Below are 16,490 nucleotides of genomic sequence, written 5' to 3'. Positions count from 1 at the left end.
TGCGAGGCACGAGTTACGCTGCGCTAAACTCGCGCCAGCAACGAGGGTTACAGCCCCGCCTCTGCCGCTTCTTCCAGCAGCCGCTGCTTCTCCACGGGTACCACGCCCACCTGCTCGCACACCAGCCCGCCGCCCAGGTTGGCCAGTGCCGCCGTGAAAGCGGCCGGTTGGCCCAGCGCCACGCACAGCGCGGCAATGCTGATAACGGTATCGCCCGCGCCCGACACGTCGGAAATGGTGCGCAGGTGGGCCGGCAGATAGGTTTTCTCGGCCTCCTGCTGGGCGAACACACCGTATTCCGATAGCGTCACCAGCACGATTTCGGGCGTTAGCACCTCGCGCAGCCGGGTCACGGCGGCCTCGAAACCGACGCGGTCGGCGTTGGGCTCGCCGAACTCCAATTTCAGGCCCTCGCGCAGCTCCTTTAGGTTTGGTTTGAAGAGGGTGCAGTGGCGGTAGGCCAGGAAATTCTTCTTTTTGGGGTCCACCACCGTGGGGATGCCGCGCTGCCGGGCGCGGGCAATGCACTCCGTGATGATGGCCTCGGTAAGCACGCCTTTGTCGTAGTCCTCGAAGATTACCACGTCGGCGCGGGCCAGCAGGTCGTCGTAGGCGGCCAGGAGTTGGGCGGCCTCCTCGGCGTTAAGGTCGGTTTCAATTTCCGAGTCGATGCGCAGCAGCTGCTGGCCGTGGGCCAGAATACGCTGCTTCACCGTGGTGGGCCGCGCCGCGCTGCGGATGAGGCCATCGGCGGGCAGGTCGTGAGCGTGCAGCAATTGCAGCAGCTGGTCGCCGCCCGCGTCGTTGCCAATCACGGCGCATAGTAGCGGCGTAGCCCCAAGGGCCTGCACGTTCAGGGCCACGTTGGCGGCCCCGCCGAGGCGGTTTTCGGTGCGGGCTACGTGCACCACGGGCACGGGAGCCTCGGGCGAGAGGCGCGTGGCGCGGCCCCACACATATGCATCCACCATCACGTCGCCGATGATGAGGACGCGCAGGTTATTGAAGTCGTTGAACAGCGTTTGCAGGGAAGAATCGGAAGTAGGCAAGGTATTGATCAATTTAAGAGAACGTCATGCTGAGCGGAGCCGAAGCATCTCGCTTGCGGCAGTAACTCAATCGATTGGATTACTTCGGCACGCGAGATGCTTCGGCTCCGCTCAGCATGACGTTCTTTTTCAGCACAGTTTAGAGCTTCGCCAGGCTGGCTTTGATGCGCCGGAACGCTTCCACCAGCTTGTCATCGGCGGCGGCGGTGCTGAAGCGCATGCACTCCGGCGCACCAAAGGCATCGCCCGACACGGCCGAAACGTGCGCGTCGTTCAGTAGGTACAGAGCCAGGTCTGAGGAGTCCCGGATGGTGCTGCCATCGGGCGCGAGACGATTAAAATAGGCCGATACTTCCGGAAAAATGTAGAACGCGCCGCTGGGCGTGGGCGTGTTGAAGCCGGGAATGTCCTTCACGATATCCAGCACCAAATCGCGGCGGCGGCGGTAGGCGGCCACCATCTCATCGGCCGAGGCGCGGCCACCGCGCAGAGCCGCCAGCCCCGCCCGCTGGGTGATGGAGCAGGTGCCCGACGTAATCTGGCTCTGCATCTTCTCGCAAGCCGAGGCGATGTCGGCCCGGGCGGCCAGGTAGCCCAGCCGCCAGCCCGTCATGGCGTAGCCCTTCGAGAAACCGTTGACGGTGATGACCCGGTCTTTTATCTCATCGAAATGGGCCAGGCTGGCGTGCTCGCCCACAAAGTTGATGTACTCGTAAATCTCATCGGCCAGGGCGTACACCTGCGGGTGACGAGCCAGCACTTCGGCAATTTCGCCCAGCTCCTCGCGGCTGAAAACCGCGCCCGTGGGGTTGCAGGGCGACGAATACATGATGAGCTTGGTGCGGGGCGTGATGGCCGCTTCGAGCTGCGCGGCCGTCACCTTGTACTCGTTTTCGAGGGTACCCACCAGCGTCACGGGTACGCCCTCGGCCAGCTTCACCATCTCCTCGTAGCTCACCCAATAGGGCGCAAACACGATGACTTCCTCACCGGGATTCACCAGGCTGAGCACGGCGTTGGCCAGCGACTGCTTAGCCCCGGTGCTCACCACAATCTGGTTGGGCTGAAAATCGAGCTGGTTATCCCGCTTGAATTTATCGCAGATGGCCTGCCGCAATTCCGGGATGCCGGGCACGGGTGTGTAGAAGGTATGGCCGTCGTCGAGGGCCTGCTTGGCGGCATCCTTGATGTACTGCGGGGTCTGGAAATCGGGCTCGCCGAAGCTCAGGTTGATGACGTCGATGCCCGTGGCCATCAGCTCGCGGGCTTTCTTGGCCATGGCGATGGTAGCCGACTCGTTCATCGCCAGCAGGCGGTGCGAGAGCGGGGAAACGGGTGCGAGCGTGGTGGTATCGGGCATATCGAGCAACGGTAAATGAAGGCGTAAAGCTACGGAAGTGGCAGCGTAACGCTGTACCGTGGACTCGGCGAGTCCGCTCTTGCACTGTTTAAAGCGCGGACTTGCCGAGTCCACGGTACTGGTCTACTGCCCCAGCCGCCGCCAGCAGCGCCAGAGCATGCTCAAGTCGGTGCCCGGTTCATAATCCTTTGCATAAAGCATCTCCAGCCTTCGCAGCGTCACCTCATTGAGCGGGGTGGCCGTGTGGGCGGCATCGGCGGGCGAGAGCACGGCGGGCACGGCGCGGGCCGGGCCTTCGAGGTGGCGCAGGCCCACCCAGGTGCGGCGGCCCAGCAGCACGGCCCCGCAGTTGCGCAGGAAACCGGCCTTTTTCGGCTGAAACCAAACCAGCACCGGGCTCAGCACCAGCAGGCCGGCGCTGGTGAGCAGGTCGAGCAGGCGCTTGGCGCGGGCCTGCTGGGGCTGGTAGAGGTTGAGGGCAATATCGAGGGTGTAGTAGTCGCCGGGCGAGTCTTTGCTGCTGCTGCCGATGATGTACTGGCTGTCTTCGGGCAGGATTTTGTAGGCCACGGGCGGCTCGGCGGGCAGGCCCAGCATGAGGGCGATAATCTGACTCGCGGGCAGGTCTTTACCGCAGAATATCAGTTCATTCAGCCCGTATAGACGGATAATGTCATCCAGCTGGCGCAGCTCGCCCAGTGGCGAATCGGTGAATTGGTGAATTGGTGAATTTTCTTCTAAAACGGCTTCCTCCTCCCCCACGCTCACGTAGCCAATCACGCGGGCCGATACGTGGGCGGCTTCGAGCAACTGGCGCACGCGGCGGCTCTCGGGCCCCGAGCCCACGATGGCAATATTTTTCTGCCGGCGCTCGCTCAGGTGCAGGTTTTTATACTTGATGAAGTGCGCCACCAGCTGCCGGCCCACCAGCGCCGCCACGGCCCAGGCCCCGCCCAGAATAATGAGGGCTTTGGAAAACCGCCAGGCATCGAGAAAATTCGAGGCGGCCGAAATCAGCAGCGTGCCAATGAAAATACCGCGCACCACCCGCGAGGTCCGCACCGGCTGGTCGTAGCCCCCGCTGAGATAGGCCGACGTGAGCCAGACCGCGATGTAGGCCGGCACGGCCGCCGCCATGTACTGCGGCGGGTACGCGCCCGGCACAAACTTGTGGTTGTGCTCCCAGTAGGTTTTCAGGAAGTACATGCCGCCCCAAATCAGGCCGGCATCCAGCAGCAGCGGGGCGGCGCGCACTGCTAGGCGCTCGGCCACGGCCACGCCGGCCCGCAGCCAGATGGCCGCGTTGATGAGCAGCGAAAACAGGCCCGCCCGGCCCGGCGCGAAGTGTTTCTGAGCAAAAATCACCATCGCCCGGTAAAACACAAACACGTAGTTCACGCTGGTGCGCTTCGTGCTTTCGCCCTTGTAGTGAATGATGCGGGTGCCGGGAAAATAATAGTTTTTCCAGCCGCCCTGGGTGAGGCGGTACGAGAGGTCGATGTCCTCGCCGTACATGAAATAGTCTTCGTCGAGCAGGCCCACCTGGTCCAGCGCGGCCTTGCGCAGCAGCATGAAGGCACCGCTCAGCACCTCAATCTCGTGGGTTTCGTCCTTGTCGAGGAAGCCCAGATGGTAGCGCCCGAAAGTGCGCGACTTCGGAAATACGCCCGCCAGCCCGAACATCTTATAGAACGCCACGGCCGGCGTGGGCAGGGCGCGCTTGCTTTCGGGCAGAAATTTGCCCTGGCCATCCAGCATTTTTATGCCGAGGCCGCCGCAGTCGGGGTGCGCGTCCATGAAGTCGCAGCAAGCGCGGAAGGTGTCTTCCTCCACCACGGTATCGGGGTTCAGCAGCAGCTGGTACTGGCCGGTGGCGCGGCGCAGGGCCTGGTTGTTGCCTTTCGAGAAGCCAGGGTTGTCGCGGTTGGCAATGAGCACAACCTCCGGGAACCGCGCCCGCACCATGGCCACCGAGCCGTCGGCCGAGTTATTATCGACCACGAAAACTTCTACCGGCTGCCCCAGCTTCTCCACGGCCCGCCGCACCGAAAGCAGCGCCTGCTCCAGGAAATAGCAGACGTTATAATTGACAATGACGACGGAGAGCTTCAATTTTTAGCTGTTAGCCATCAGCTGTTAGCTGTTAGCTTTTTTGTGGCGACCGAGCGGCTCCTCGGGAAGTGCCGACAAAGCTAACAGCTAATGGCTAACAGCTAAAAAACTACCGGGCCTGCCGCAGGCGGTCCACGATGCTGCGGCCGAGGGTGATTTCGTCGGCGTATTCCAGCTCGCCGCCCATCGGAATACCCCGGGCAATAGTGCTGATGTGCACGTTGGGCAAATCGCGCAGGCGGCGCGATAGGTAGAAGGCCGTGGTGTCGCCCTCCATGGTGGGCGAGATGGCAAGAATAACCTCGCGCACTTCCGAGTCTTCACCCGCCGCCCGCTCCACCAGCGAGTCAATGTGCAAATCGGAAGGCCCGATGCCTTCAATGGGCGAAATAACGCCGCCCAGCACGTGGTACACGCCCTTGTACTGGCCCGTGTTTTCGATGGCAATAACGTCGCGCACGTCCGACACTACGCAGACGAGGCTGTGGTCGCGCAGCTTGTTGGCGCAAATGCCGCATTCTTCGGCGTCGGAAATGCTGTGGCAGGTTTTGCAGTAGGTAATTTCAAACCGCATCTTGGCCAACGCCTCGGCTAGGCTGGCAGTGGTGTCCATTTCGGCTTTCAGCAGGTGCAGGGCCAGCCGCAGGGCCGTTTTGCGGCCGATGCCGGGCAGGCGCGACAGCTCGCCCACGGCGTTTTCAATCAGTTTGGAGGGAAATTCCATTCAAAAAATGTGAAAATGTGCTGATGTGAAAATATGCAAAATGAAAGGTGTGCTAATCGTATAATTCAGCACATTCTCACATCAGCACATTTCCACATCAAATAACATCGGCGGCAATGCCGCGGTCGTGAATGGCGGTGCAAAGGGGCTCCAACTCCTCGTAAGTACCCATTTTGACGGCGCACTTTCCCTTGTAGTGGATGAGCAGGGTACATTGCTCGGCTTGCTCGGGCTGGTGGCCACACACGTCCATCAGGGTTTTAATGACGTGGTCGAAAGTGTTAATTTCATCGTTGTACACGACGAGGTTGCGCAGCTCGGCTTCTTCTTCGAGCAGTAGAACCTCTTCATCGTAGTCGGTTTGCGGACGGGTATTCATAAGGCAAATTTACGCAGAAAGCCCGTGTGAGGCAGCTCCTGATAACCCCAAACCCGCCCGTTTCGTTTCGTGAAATCCTGGCAAATACGCAAACCTTACCCCGCCATTATGCGAACGAGTAGCGCGAACTTTGCTCCTAGCCCCCGCCCCTCATGCCCGTTCCCTCCGCCGATTTCAAAAAAGCCCTCAAACGCCTCTCCGAACCCGAAAAGGAAGCCCTCCTGCTCCGCGCCGTGCGCCGCGACGCCGAGCTCTACGAAACCTTCCGCTTCGAGCTGCTGGCCGATATAACCCTGGACCAGATTCAGGAAGAAACCGCCGACCGCATCCACGAGCTGTTTACCGTGGCTGTGACCGGCCGCCTACTCAACCGCAGCCTCGTGAAGGCCGTGCGCGCCGGCGTGCAGGAAGCCGCCCGCGCCCGCCGCATCACCAAAAATAAGCAGCTCGAAATCGACCTGCTGCTCTACATTCTGCGGCAGTGCATCGATAATTACTCGGGCCAGTTCGACAGCGTGTGGGACGGCTTTTACAACGCCACCGCGCGCCTGGCTGCCCGCCTGCCCGCCCTCGTCCTCAAAAGCTTGCACGAGGACCTGTGGGTCGAATACCAATCAGAATTAGACGATGTGCTGAGCGAGCTACACCGCCGCAAAAAGAGCCACAACCTAAAATTCAACCTGCCCCGAAAATTTGAAATCCCCGAATAAATAAAAAAGCCCGCCGAATCGGCGGGCTTTTTTATTTATTCGGGTTGAAAACCGCAGTTAGGCTTTCTTGGCGATGACGTTGAAAGTCAAGTCGAACGTGTCGTAGATGGCTTTGTCGCCAATGCTGTCGAAGAACGACTTCGAGCCGTATTTCAGGCCAAACTTGGTACGGTCGATGGTTACTTTGCCGGTAGCGGCGGCCACACCGTCTTTCACGCCGGCTTTAGCCGGGAAGCTGATGCGCTGCGTCACGCCCTTAATGGTCAGGTCGCCGGCGATGGTCGCGTTATCGGCATTGGCGGCGGCACCTTTGATGGGCGTTACGCTGACGATTTTGAAGGTCGAGGTGGGGAATTTCTCCACGCCGAAGAAATCGTCGCTGCTCATGTGGCCCACAAATTTGCCCTGGCTTTCGGCATCTTTGATGTCGGTGGCCACCATGGTTTTCATGTTCACGGTCACGGTACCGCCCACGATGGAGTTGCCCTTCACGAGCAATTCGCCGTCGGAAAATTGCATAGTGCCGTTGTGGCCGTGGGTTACGGCTTTGCCTTCCCAGCCCAGAGTGCTCAGCTGCGGCTGCAGCTTGTAGGCGGGGGCAGGAGCTGCCACGGTAGCCACTTTAGGAGCCGAAGCAGCGAAAGTTGCACCAATGGTGGCAATGGCAAACAGGGCGGGCAAGAGGATTTTTTTCATCTTAAGCAAGTATTGGAAAAAAGGTAAGAAGTATAGTTTGAAACAAGCGGTATGGCCCGGCTGCAACGAAAAAGCGTGCCGGAACCTGGGCAACAGCAGAGATTGAAAATGGCTTATTCCACCGTTCGCATTTTATCGAGCAGGTCGTTCAGCTGGCGCATCTCGTCCTCGTTCAGCGGGGCGTTTTCGTTAGAGTCCAGAATGCCGGTTTCCTCAATGCTATCGAGTAATTCCAGGCCAGCCTTGGTAATCCGGATATCAACGGCCCGGCGATTGGCCGGGCACACGGTGCGGGTCACCAGCTTTTTCTCTTCGAGGCGGTCCACGATGCGCGAGGCGTTGCTGGTTTTGTCCAGCATTCGGTCGATGAGCAGGGCCACGGTGGCCGGCAGCGGGTGCTGCCCGCGCAAAATGCGCAGAATATTGAACTGCGGCGAGGTGAGGCCGAACGGTTTGAAGGCTGCTGCCTGGCGCAACTGCAACCAGCCAGCCGTGTATATCAGGTTGATATGGGCTTTCTGGTACTCGTTGCGGAAAATGGGCTGTTTGATTTCGTCTTCGATGCGCATAGCAGGCATAGATGGCAGGTAGTGGAATCGGATACAAATATATGTACATACATTTAATGTCACAACATTGTTCCTCGGTATTTTAGAAAAAAGCTGTGCTCCTCCCCTTCCGCCCTACCGCCGGGGCTTAAAATCCGTATCCCCGCACATTCACCATTTTCTTTATTACCATGACTCGTTTCTTCCTGCTCGTATTCGCCGCCGGCTGCCTGACCAGCGCTCCACGCCTGGCCGCAGCCCAGGCCGGTGGCTTTCCGGTGCAAACCACCAGCCGCACCCAGTTTGTGATGACCAACGGCGAAGTAGTGCGCCGCGAGGGCACTCAAACCATGCCCCTCACCCAAAACGTGAAGCTGCTCGGCGGTGTGAAAATCAACTACAAAAACGGCATCGTAGAGATGCCCGCTGACAAAATAAGCCCCAAGGGCAAAAAAATCACCCTGCAGGAAGGCGACTACGTGAGGCCCGACGGGGGCGTAGTATTCGCCACGCCGGCCAGCGCCGCCGCCGCCCGGGGCGAAGGCACGCCCACCACCACGCCCCCCGGCACCAAGTACGATACCTACGTGCAGCACGGCCCCGGCTTCTCCGACCCCGCCATGCAGGTATCGCTGCTCACTAAAAAGGTTGAGCTGCTCAACCAGAAAATACGGGCGCTCAGCCAGGGCCAAACCACGCTGCCCAACACCAAAGCCATCGACGACCAGCTCACGCAGCTCGACGCGCAGCTAAACGCTCCGAAATAGCCCCAAGCGGCGGAATAGCCCCAGCAAGGCGGCACTCGGTTGATGAGTGCCGCCTTGCTGGGGCTTTTGGGTTCATGAGCAGTGCCAGCTACACTCGCCGCAACAGCCCCGCCTGTTCCTGCACCAGGCCAAACGGCTCGTCCTTGATAATGAGAAAGCCATCGAGGTCCAGCACATCGGCCAGGGCGCTGATTTCGAGGGCGGCCGCGATGCCCACGCTGGTTTCGACCATGCAGCCCAGCATGGGCAGCAAGCCATGGGCGCGGGTACGGTGCAGCAGGTCGATGCCCCGCCGGAAGCCGCCGGCTTTCATCAGCTTCACATTCACGCCGTGGAACTGCTGGGTGATTTCGGCAAAATCGGCCGCGTCGGTCACCGATTCATCGGCGATGAGCGGCACGCTGCTGCGGGGGCGCAGGTAGCGGTAGTCATCGGCCAGGGCGGCGGGCAGGGGCTGCTCCAGCAGTTTCAGGTGCAGGCCGGGCACTGCGGCCGTTTCTTCCAGAAACCGTAGCACGCTGTCGGCATCGGGCCAGGCTTCGTTGCCATCCACCAGCAGGGCGTGGCCGGGCAGGGCACGCGATACTTCGCGCAATAGGTCGAGTCCTTCGGCTTGGTTTACCTTGATTTTCAAGAGCTGAAAGCGGGCAGCATCCTGCTCGCGCAGAAAGTCCGCCACCGCGCCCGGCGCCATAATGGGCAGGGAAAAAGCCGTGGGCACAGCGGCGGCAGGGGGCAGCACGCCCAGCCATTGCCACACCGGCTGCCCGGCGCAGGCGGCCAGCCACCGCACGAGGGCGGCTTCAAGGGCAAAGCTCAGGGCATGGGCCACGGGATGCGTGGCCAGTAGCGCATCCAGCTCCGGCAGCGTATTTGTTTCGGATAACCCATTACCCAACAGCTCATTAAACTGCTACCGAAGCAGCTCGAGCGACTCGCCGTAGCGCATATTGGGCGCGGCCTCGCCGGTTCCGTGCTGACCGTGCCCGGCTACGCGCAACACCAGATTGATTTTAGTGGCCGAGGCGTTGCGGGATATTTTCCACACGTAGCGAAGCGGAAGCAGGTACGGGGTGAGAGTCCAGTTTGGCATGAATAAAATAACGGAATGCCCGGATAAGCCGGCTATAAAAGCAGGCAGAATGATTCGAGCATATAAGGACCGACTGAATAATTATGACAATTCAACGTGATTCTAAGGCCATTGGGCTAAAAACAGTGGGATAAATGGGAAATAAGCCGAGCTTTGTCACGTCATAATTCTTCGCAATTATGTTCTACCTCTACTCATCATCTTTTTCATGCAAAAAACGTTAATCACCTCCCTTTTCCTTGGTACCCTGCTGGTTACTTCGCCATTTCAGCACGCCCCGGTACAAGCCCAAACAACCAAAGCCGTCAGTGTCATTCCGTGGTTTGCGGTAAAGAACAGCACCATAGTGGTGCAAACCGGCGACAAAGCAAAGACACTGGATAAAGATGTAACGCTGCCGAACGGAATTCGGATCGAACATCTCTCGCGCTCCATCGTGCTTACCAACGGCAACCGCGTGAAGCTCAAGGAAGGCGATATGCTAAGCCTGAACGGCGAGTTTATTCGGAAAAACGCGGCTCCGCAACCAGAAGTTGCCGCAGTTCCGGCACCTGCTACCCTTTCGGCCTCGGCCGCACCGGCAGCCGCCGCGCCAGCCCCGGTTTCGGCCCCGGTGCCCACCGTGGCCCCGGCAGCTACGCCGACTTTCACCTACCGCCCCACTGCGCCCGTTGATGGCAAGCTGAAAGGCGTGGTAGAGCTCGGAGCCAGTGGCTTCAACCTGTTTATTGTTCGGGCCGATAACCAGCACAACTGGAAACTCGAAAAATCAGAGTTCGGCAACAGCCTGGTGATGGAAAACATGGCCACGGAGGAAGATGTGCGCAACGGCCTGAAAAGCTACATCGGCAAAATGCTCGATTTTGGAGTAGCCGGGCGCGATATTCACTTCATGGTGAGCTCCGGCGCAGCTATGTCGGACGTGACGCGCCGCATTGTGAAGTCGCTGGAGTCGCTCAAGTACGTGGTGAACACCGTGACGCCAGAGCGCGAAGGTACCCTGGGCCTCAAAGCAGCCCTCCCGATGCCTTTTGCCGATAAGGCCTTTATGCTCGACATGGGCTCGGCCAACAGCAAAATTGCGTGGCTGGCAGACGGCCAGCCCCACGTAGAAGACACCTACGGCTCGAAATACTACGAAAAAGACGTGCCCGATGCCACCGTAATCGCCGATGTGAAGGCCAAAGCGGCAAAGGTGCCGGGCAAGTTGCGCAGCACCTGCTTCGTTATCGGAGGCATACCCTACGAGTTGGCTAAAGCCGTACGCCAGGGCCAGGAGCCCTACACCGTACTGAAAGCTGCTGATGCTTATCCGCAGCTTTCGGGGGCCAAAATCAAGTCTGGCCTCAACATCTACCAGGCCGTGGCGGCGGCTACTGGCTGCCAGCAGTTCGTGTTCGGCTACGATGCCAATTTCACTATCGGCTACCTGCTTTCGCTGCCCTAGTCCATCGGCGGCTACCTGCCTCTGCCGCCTCGTGCCCATTGGTACGGGGCGTTTTTTTATGGCCGGCCCCGAACGCGTTTTCCGGAGCACCGGGCTTGCTGGCGGGATAATGCCGTTCTTTGATGCCTCATTCCGTATTCACGGCCTTTTTTAGTTGCATGGCAAAATCCCGTTTACTCCTCGTTGCTATTATGGTGCTGCTGGCTGGTGTGCTCACCGTGCTCGTCGCCAACCAAATGCTGGTCCTGCCGCCCGCTGTGCCCGTGGCCGCCCGCTGGCTGGCCCTGCTGACCATTGCCGCCGCGGTGGCCCCCCGCCGCTCCCTCACCCTTTGGATTGTGGTGAGCATGCTGGTCGGCATTGAGCTGGGCCACGATGCACCCGCCGTAGCCATCAGCCTTAAAGTACTGAGCGACGCCTTCCTGCGCCTGGTGAAAACCATCATCGCGCCGCTGGTATTTGCTACGCTGGTCGTAGGCATCGCCGGCCACGCCGACCTCAAGCAGGTGGGCCGCATGGGCCTCAAAGCGCTGGTTTACTTTGAAGTTGTGACCACGTTTGCGCTGTTCATCGGCCTGGCGGCCATCAACTTCACCCACGCCGGCCGGCTGGATGCCAATGTGCTGGCCGCTGCCCGCGCCGCCAACACCTCCGATGAAGCCAAAACCCTGGCCGTGGCCGGCCCCCAAACCGCCGCCGACATCATCCTGCACATCTTCCCCGAAAACATTGCCAAATCGGTAGCCGAGGGCCAGGTCCTGCAGGTCGTTATTTTCGCTATTCTGTTCGCCATCGGGCTGGCCATGACGCCGGAGCGCCCGCGCCGCGTGATGCTGGAAGTCTGCGAAAGCCTGTCGGAAGTCATGTTCAAGTTCACCAATGTGGTGATGTATTTCGCGCCGCTGGGCGTGGGCGGAGCCCTGGCCTACACGGTGGGCAAAATGGGCTTTGCCCCGCTGCTCAATGCCTTGCAGCTACTGCTCACTCTTTATGGGGCGCTCATTGCCTTCGTGCTGCTGGTGCTGCTGCCGGTGGCGCTGCTGGCGCGCCTGCCGCTGCGTCGCTTCATTGCGGCCGTGGCCGAGCCGGTTAGCATTGCCTTCGCCACCACCTCGTCGGAAGCGGCGCTGCCGCGCGCCATGGAAGCCATGGAAAGCATCGGGGTGCCGCGGCGCATCGTCGCCTTCGTGATGCCCACCGGCTATTCTTTTAACCTCGACGGCACCACGCTGTACCTTTCATTGGCCGCCGTATTTGTGGCGCAGGCGGCAGGCATCCCCCTCACCTTTGGCCAGCAATTGCTCATGGTGTTCACGCTGATGCTCACCAGCAAGGGCGTGGCAGGCGTGCCCCGCGCCTCGCTGGTAATTTTGCTGGCCACGGTGGCGTCGTTCAACCTGCCGGCCTGGCCGGTGTTCATCATCCTGGGCATTGATGCCCTGATGGATATGGCCCGCACGGCCGTCAACGTGCTCGGCAACTGTTTGGCATCAGCCGTCGTGGCCCGTTGGGAAGGCGAGTTTGTGGACGACTACCAGGGCCCCGACCCTACGGCTATCACACAATAAAACTTTTTCAATAACAGCCAAGCTCAATGGTTAGCTTGGCCGGTTAATCCTCTACTATTTAGGGGCTTTTTCAGGCTTTTTACCGAGTACATGCCAACAGGTTGATGTAAATCATCTAATTTTACACCTATCCTCTGCAGGTTAGTGCTACCGATTTTAAAAAGGCATTTTTTGGTTTTAATATTTGGTTTTTACTATACAAATTTCTGCCTTACTCCTATGAAAATTGCTAGTCCCCTCGCATTGCTGGCACTTTCGCCGATGCTACTGCTCGCTCCGGCTTGTGTATCGGTCAAGAGCATGATGAAAGGCACGCCGTCGGCCGCCATTTCCAAGCGCCTGCCCCCGCTGGAAATCCTGGCCGACCAGGGCCCGTTGGCCATGAACGACGGCGCGCTGCCGGAGGACCCACTGAAATTATTTCAGCAGGAGTGCCGCATAAACCTGACCGAGCCCACCGACTCGGCCACGTACGGCTACGCCAAGCTCATCGTGAAGAAGGTACGCACCCTGCGCACCGGCCGTGCCGTGCAGGGCCTGCAGGTGCTCACATTTATGATTCCCGCCATAGTGGGCGTGCCCCTGGAATGGTATAAGACCACGCTGCAAGCCGAAGTGCAGGTAAGCGACGCAGCCGGCAACCTGCTGGGCTCGTACCTCGGCACGGGCACTTCGGAGGTGAAAGTGGCCATGTACCACGGTTATTCGCAGACGGCCGCGCCCCGCCTGGCCGATGTTATCGCCCTGCGCGGTGCCATGGCCAAGATTCGGCCCCAGCTCGACACCGCCACCACCCGCCTGCGCCCCCTGCTGATGGCCGGCGGCACCGTAGAAAACCCCACCCTACCGGCCTCGTCGGTGGTAACGGGCAGCCGCTAACCCCGGACTACCGCAAGCTTCCCCCTATTCTGACTACTATAAAAGGCCCGTAGTGCCCCTCCTTCCCGGTTCCGGGCAGATGGGCGCTACGGGCCTTATCTTTGGGCTTGCCATGACCCACCTCCTGTCTTTCCGGTTTTCTGCCATTCTGTTGTTGGGCCTTGGGCTGCTGCTGCCCGGCTGCTGCGCCAATAATGTGTGCGACTGCCCGGGCGAATCCCAGGCCGATGCCATCAAGCTGGTTTTTTCAAGCAAAGACTTCCCCACGAATACCGACCTGGATAGCATTGTGATTCAGCGCTATCCGTTGGTAATCATTCCGGCCAGCGGCACCAACCCGGGCACCAAGCCCGAAACCGCGACCCTGATTCGCTCCGCAGCCCAGGCTTACGACACGATTGTTATCAACAATACTACACCGTTTTCCCAGGTCAGCACCGCCAAGCTCGACCAGTACCAGTATTACGTGCGCTACTACCCGGCGCTGCCGGTCCCGCGCAAGAAACGCCCGGTCTTCGCGGTAGTTATCGATAAGGTGTCGCTGAAGGGAAACCTGGATGGCAACGGCTGCTGCACCTGCTACACCAATACGCAGAAGGTCATCACCACGCGCAAGGACAGCACGGCCGGCATCGCTACAGCCGAGACAACCAATCTCAAAGACAAACCCGTCTTTATCATCACCAAGTAGCCCGCCTGGCACTGGCTTGCGTATAGCTATTGTCGGGCTGCAACGTTTGGCCGGGCATTCCTGTTTTCGTTTCTATGGCTGTTGAACCTACTCTCACGGTGGCTCCGGCGGTGCCCGTTGCACCCCAGCCGGCCGCCCCTGCTTCTTCTGCTTTCCCGTTTCGGTCTACGCTCAGCCTCGAGCCACTGATTGCCTACTGGCATGCGCGCGAAAGCGCCAGCAATGCCGGCGTGGCGCTGCTGGCCCGCACCATTGGCGAACAGGTGGCCCAGGCCGCGTGGTGCCGAGGACTGCTCACCGATTATTCGGTGCTGGAGTGCAACTGCGACCTGGTGGAAACGCTGATGCTGGCCATTTTTCCACCGGCCTCGTTCGCTACCGACATCAGCGGGGTGGTGGCCCCCTTCCAACGGCACAGCTTCTACTCTACGCTCCTGTTTGAGGAGGTGCTGCTAAACAAGGACCGCACCGTGAAGCAGCCGCTCAACATCGACATGCCAACCATGGAGCGGCAGATGGGCCTGATGGCCTACCACCTGATACTGCACCGCCTGTATGGAGCCGAAATGCCGGCGCTGGGTACCATTGTGTTCACCGTGCCCGATTACAAAGTTGGACTGTACCGGCACTACGGGGTCGATTTCAACTCCGATTTTGTGACGGTGCGGGTGGTAGGCGAGCTGCCCGCGCTCACGCCCGAGCAAATTGAATTCCTGGTGCATAACCGCCAACGGCCGGAGGTTTGGCACGAGCTGCTGCCGGCCGAGAACTTCGAGCTGGAAGGATTCAACCTGTTGCAGCTGGTGGATGTGACCGACCAGGAAATTCTGTCGGAGCTGAAGTATGACCTGCTGGAGCGCGACGTGCTGCAAAACCCGGCCCGCTTCGAGCAGATTCAGGAGAAGCTGCGGGTGCTGTTTGCGATGCCGGCTCTGCAGCTGGGCATTGCGGCTTACGATGAGAAGAAGCGGGCTTTTGTGGATTTTGGACGCAAAATCAACCACAGCTTTCTCGCCAAACAGGTGCAGAATCAGTCGGCCAACAGCAGCTTCCGCCAGATTTATGAGCGCCTGCTGCGCGAGCGCGAGCCGCTGGTGCTCAAAGACGTAGCCAATTCGGACATTCCGAAGGACCTGCGCCAGCAAATCATCACCCTGGGCATTAAGTCGGCCATTCTGGCCCTGCTGCCTTATGGCACCGACACGGTGGGCCTGCTGGAGCTGGGCACGCCCGATGTGAACGGCCTCGATGAGTTTGATATGGACAAGGTGGCGCAGTTTGTGCCGCTGTTTGCAGTGGCCGTGAAGCGCAACGCCGAGGACCTGCAATCCCGCATTCAAGCCGTGATTCAGCAGAAATTCACGGCCATTCACCCCACCATGGAGTGGCGCTTTGCCGATGCGGCCCGCAACCTGCTCACCCAGCTGGATGCCGGCAACCGCACGGCCGAGATGGAAGCCATCGTGTTTGAGGACGTGTACCCGCTGCACGGCTCCTGCGACATTCGGGGCAGCAGCACGGTGCGCAACGAGGCCATTCAGGGCGACCTCATCGAGCACCTTACCCTGGCCAACAAGGTGTTGAATAAGGCCTCTGAATGCCAGCAGCTGCCCATTCTGGACGAGCTGAAATTTTACGTCACCAAAAACCTGAAGCGCCTGCGCGAGGGCATGCTCACCGGCGACGAGGCCAACATTTACGATTCGCTGAAGCGCGAAGTGGAGCCGCTGTTCGAGTACCTGGCCACGCACACGCCCGAGCTGCGTCCCATCATCACCAGCTACTGGAACAACATCGACCCCAAGCTGGGCATTCTTTACAAGCGCCGCCAGGACTTCGAAATCAGTGTGACGACGCTCAACGATGCCGTGAGCGACTACCTTGATGAAGAGGAAGATAAGGCGCAGCTGATGTTCCCGCACTACTTCCAGCGCAACAAGACCGATGGCGTGGAGTTCAACATTTACGTGGGCAGCACGCTGGTGCAGGACAAGCCGTTCGACCTGGTATTCCTGAAAAACCTGCGCCTGTGGCAGCTGCTGACGATGGTAGAAATCACGCGCCGCACCCATGTGCTGAAAGCAACCCTGCCCGTACCGCTGGAAACGACGCAGCTTATCCTCATTCACGGGCAGTCGCTGAGCATCCGGTTCCGGCAGGATGAGCGGCAGTTCGACGTGGACGGAGCCTACAACATTCGCTACGAAATCATCAAAAAGCGAATTGACAAAGCCACCGTGATGGGCACCGGCGAGCGCCTGACCCAGCCCGGCACCCTGGCCCTAGTGTACGCCCAGACCCGGGAGGCCATGGAATACTACGAGTACATCGACTACCTCCAGGACCGGGGCATGCTGGAGCCCGAGGTGGAGGAGCTGGAGCTGGAAGAGCTGCAGGGCGTGAAAGGCCTGCTGGCCCTGCGGGTGCGGGTGCGGCTGGTAGAATAACACGGCGTCCAACGCCATCG

At 59.9% G+C, this 16,490-nt stretch carries 16 protein-coding genes; 7 read left to right on the top strand and 9 right to left on the bottom strand.

The genetic code is table 11. The features are described 5' to 3' along the window. Window positions 1-47: 47 nt before the first annotated feature. The 5 genes from KQ659_RS07955 to KQ659_RS07935 form a co-directional block, all read right to left on the bottom strand. Entirely contained in the window at window positions 48-1,049 is a 1,002-nt protein-coding gene (locus KQ659_RS07955; protein ID WP_226929883.1) for a bifunctional heptose 7-phosphate kinase/heptose 1-phosphate adenyltransferase, read from the bottom strand. A 139-nt stretch (window positions 1,050-1,188) separates the two neighbouring features. Beyond that, on the bottom strand, window positions 1,189-2,409 hold the full coding sequence (locus tag KQ659_RS07950; protein ID WP_216689273.1) for a pyridoxal phosphate-dependent aminotransferase: 1,221 nt from the start codon (window positions 2,407-2,409) through the stop codon (window positions 1,189-1,191). Window positions 2,410-2,532: 123 nt separating this feature from the next. Continuing rightward, window positions 2,533-4,521, bottom strand: a complete 1,989-nt coding sequence (locus tag KQ659_RS07945; protein ID WP_216689274.1) for a glycosyltransferase family 2 protein — start codon at window positions 4,519-4,521, stop codon at window positions 2,533-2,535. A 109-nt stretch (window positions 4,522-4,630) separates the two neighbouring features. After that, entirely contained in the window at window positions 4,631-5,245 is a 615-nt protein-coding gene (gene recR, locus KQ659_RS07940; RefSeq protein ID WP_216689275.1) for a recombination mediator RecR, read from the bottom strand. A 97-nt stretch (window positions 5,246-5,342) separates the two neighbouring features. After that, window positions 5,343-5,624, bottom strand: coding sequence for an ATP-dependent Clp protease adaptor ClpS (locus KQ659_RS07935; RefSeq protein WP_216689276.1), 282 nt, complete (start codon window positions 5,622-5,624; stop codon window positions 5,343-5,345). Between the two features lie 152 nt (window positions 5,625-5,776). Here KQ659_RS07935 and KQ659_RS07930 point away from each other — a divergent pair, with 152 nt between their 5' ends. After that, the gene (locus tag KQ659_RS07930) at window positions 5,777-6,334 is read left to right on the top strand and encodes a hypothetical protein (protein ID WP_216689277.1); all 558 of its coding nucleotides are present in this window, start codon (window positions 5,777-5,779) and stop codon (window positions 6,332-6,334) included. 57 nt (window positions 6,335-6,391) lie between these two features. Here KQ659_RS07930 and KQ659_RS07925 read toward each other — a convergent pair whose 3' ends face one another. Both KQ659_RS07925 and KQ659_RS07920 read right to left on the bottom strand, forming a co-directional pair. Continuing rightward, window positions 6,392-7,030 carry a YceI family protein gene (locus KQ659_RS07925; protein WP_216689278.1) on the bottom strand — a complete coding sequence of 213 codons (639 nt, stop codon included), beginning with the start codon at window positions 7,028-7,030 and terminating at the stop codon, window positions 6,392-6,394. Window positions 7,031-7,143: 113 nt separating this feature from the next. Continuing rightward, window positions 7,144-7,608 carry a MarR family winged helix-turn-helix transcriptional regulator gene (locus KQ659_RS07920; protein WP_317197787.1) on the bottom strand — a complete coding sequence of 155 codons (465 nt, stop codon included), beginning with the start codon at window positions 7,606-7,608 and terminating at the stop codon, window positions 7,144-7,146. A gap of 161 nt (window positions 7,609-7,769) precedes the next feature. On the opposite strand from KQ659_RS07920, the gene KQ659_RS07915 reads away from it, so the two are divergent. After that, on the top strand, window positions 7,770-8,345 hold the full coding sequence (locus KQ659_RS07915) for a DUF6799 domain-containing protein (protein ID WP_216689279.1): 576 nt from the start codon (window positions 7,770-7,772) through the stop codon (window positions 8,343-8,345). A gap of 88 nt (window positions 8,346-8,433) precedes the next feature. Here the strand turns inward: KQ659_RS07915 and KQ659_RS07910 are convergent, their stop codons facing one another. Together KQ659_RS07910 and KQ659_RS07905 are read right to left on the bottom strand one after the other, a co-directional pair. Further along, a complete protein-coding gene (locus KQ659_RS07910) occupies window positions 8,434-9,177 on the bottom strand; it encodes an enolase C-terminal domain-like protein (RefSeq protein WP_226929881.1) in 744 nt (247 codons plus the stop codon). Window positions 9,178-9,258: 81 nt separating this feature from the next. Beyond that, a complete protein-coding gene (locus tag KQ659_RS07905; protein ID WP_216689281.1) occupies window positions 9,259-9,438 on the bottom strand; it encodes a hypothetical protein in 180 nt (59 codons plus the stop codon). Window positions 9,439-9,646: 208 nt separating this feature from the next. On the opposite strand from KQ659_RS07905, the gene KQ659_RS07900 reads away from it, so the two are divergent. From KQ659_RS07900 to KQ659_RS07880, 5 genes are all read left to right on the top strand, one after another. Further along, the gene (locus KQ659_RS07900; RefSeq protein WP_216689282.1) at window positions 9,647-10,885 is read left to right on the top strand and encodes a DUF6799 domain-containing protein; all 1,239 of its coding nucleotides are present in this window, start codon (window positions 9,647-9,649) and stop codon (window positions 10,883-10,885) included. 158 nt (window positions 10,886-11,043) lie between these two features. Continuing rightward, on the top strand, window positions 11,044-12,453 hold the full coding sequence (locus KQ659_RS07895) for a dicarboxylate/amino acid:cation symporter (RefSeq protein ID WP_216689283.1): 1,410 nt from the start codon (window positions 11,044-11,046) through the stop codon (window positions 12,451-12,453). 261 nt (window positions 12,454-12,714) lie between these two features. Next, window positions 12,715-13,332, top strand: a complete 618-nt coding sequence (locus KQ659_RS07890; RefSeq protein WP_216689284.1) for a hypothetical protein — start codon at window positions 12,715-12,717, stop codon at window positions 13,330-13,332. Between the two features lie 112 nt (window positions 13,333-13,444). Beyond that, window positions 13,445-14,023 (top strand): hypothetical protein, encoded by a 579-nt coding sequence (locus tag KQ659_RS07885; RefSeq protein ID WP_216689285.1) that lies wholly within the window; start codon window positions 13,445-13,447, stop codon window positions 14,021-14,023. Window positions 14,024-14,097: 74 nt separating this feature from the next. Continuing rightward, window positions 14,098-16,470: a GAF domain-containing protein gene (locus KQ659_RS07880; RefSeq protein WP_216689286.1), complete on the top strand. Its 2,373-nt coding sequence runs from the start codon at window positions 14,098-14,100 to the stop codon at window positions 16,468-16,470. Window positions 16,471-16,490: the final 20 nt, after the last annotated feature.

Origin of the sequence: Hymenobacter siberiensis, assembly GCF_018967865.2 — a bacterium.
GTDB classification, from domain to species: Bacteria; Bacteroidota; Bacteroidia; order Cytophagales; family Hymenobacteraceae; genus Hymenobacter; species Hymenobacter siberiensis.
Note: the sequence above shows the minus strand (reverse complement) of the source record. Positions and strands in the feature narration are given on the sequence as shown.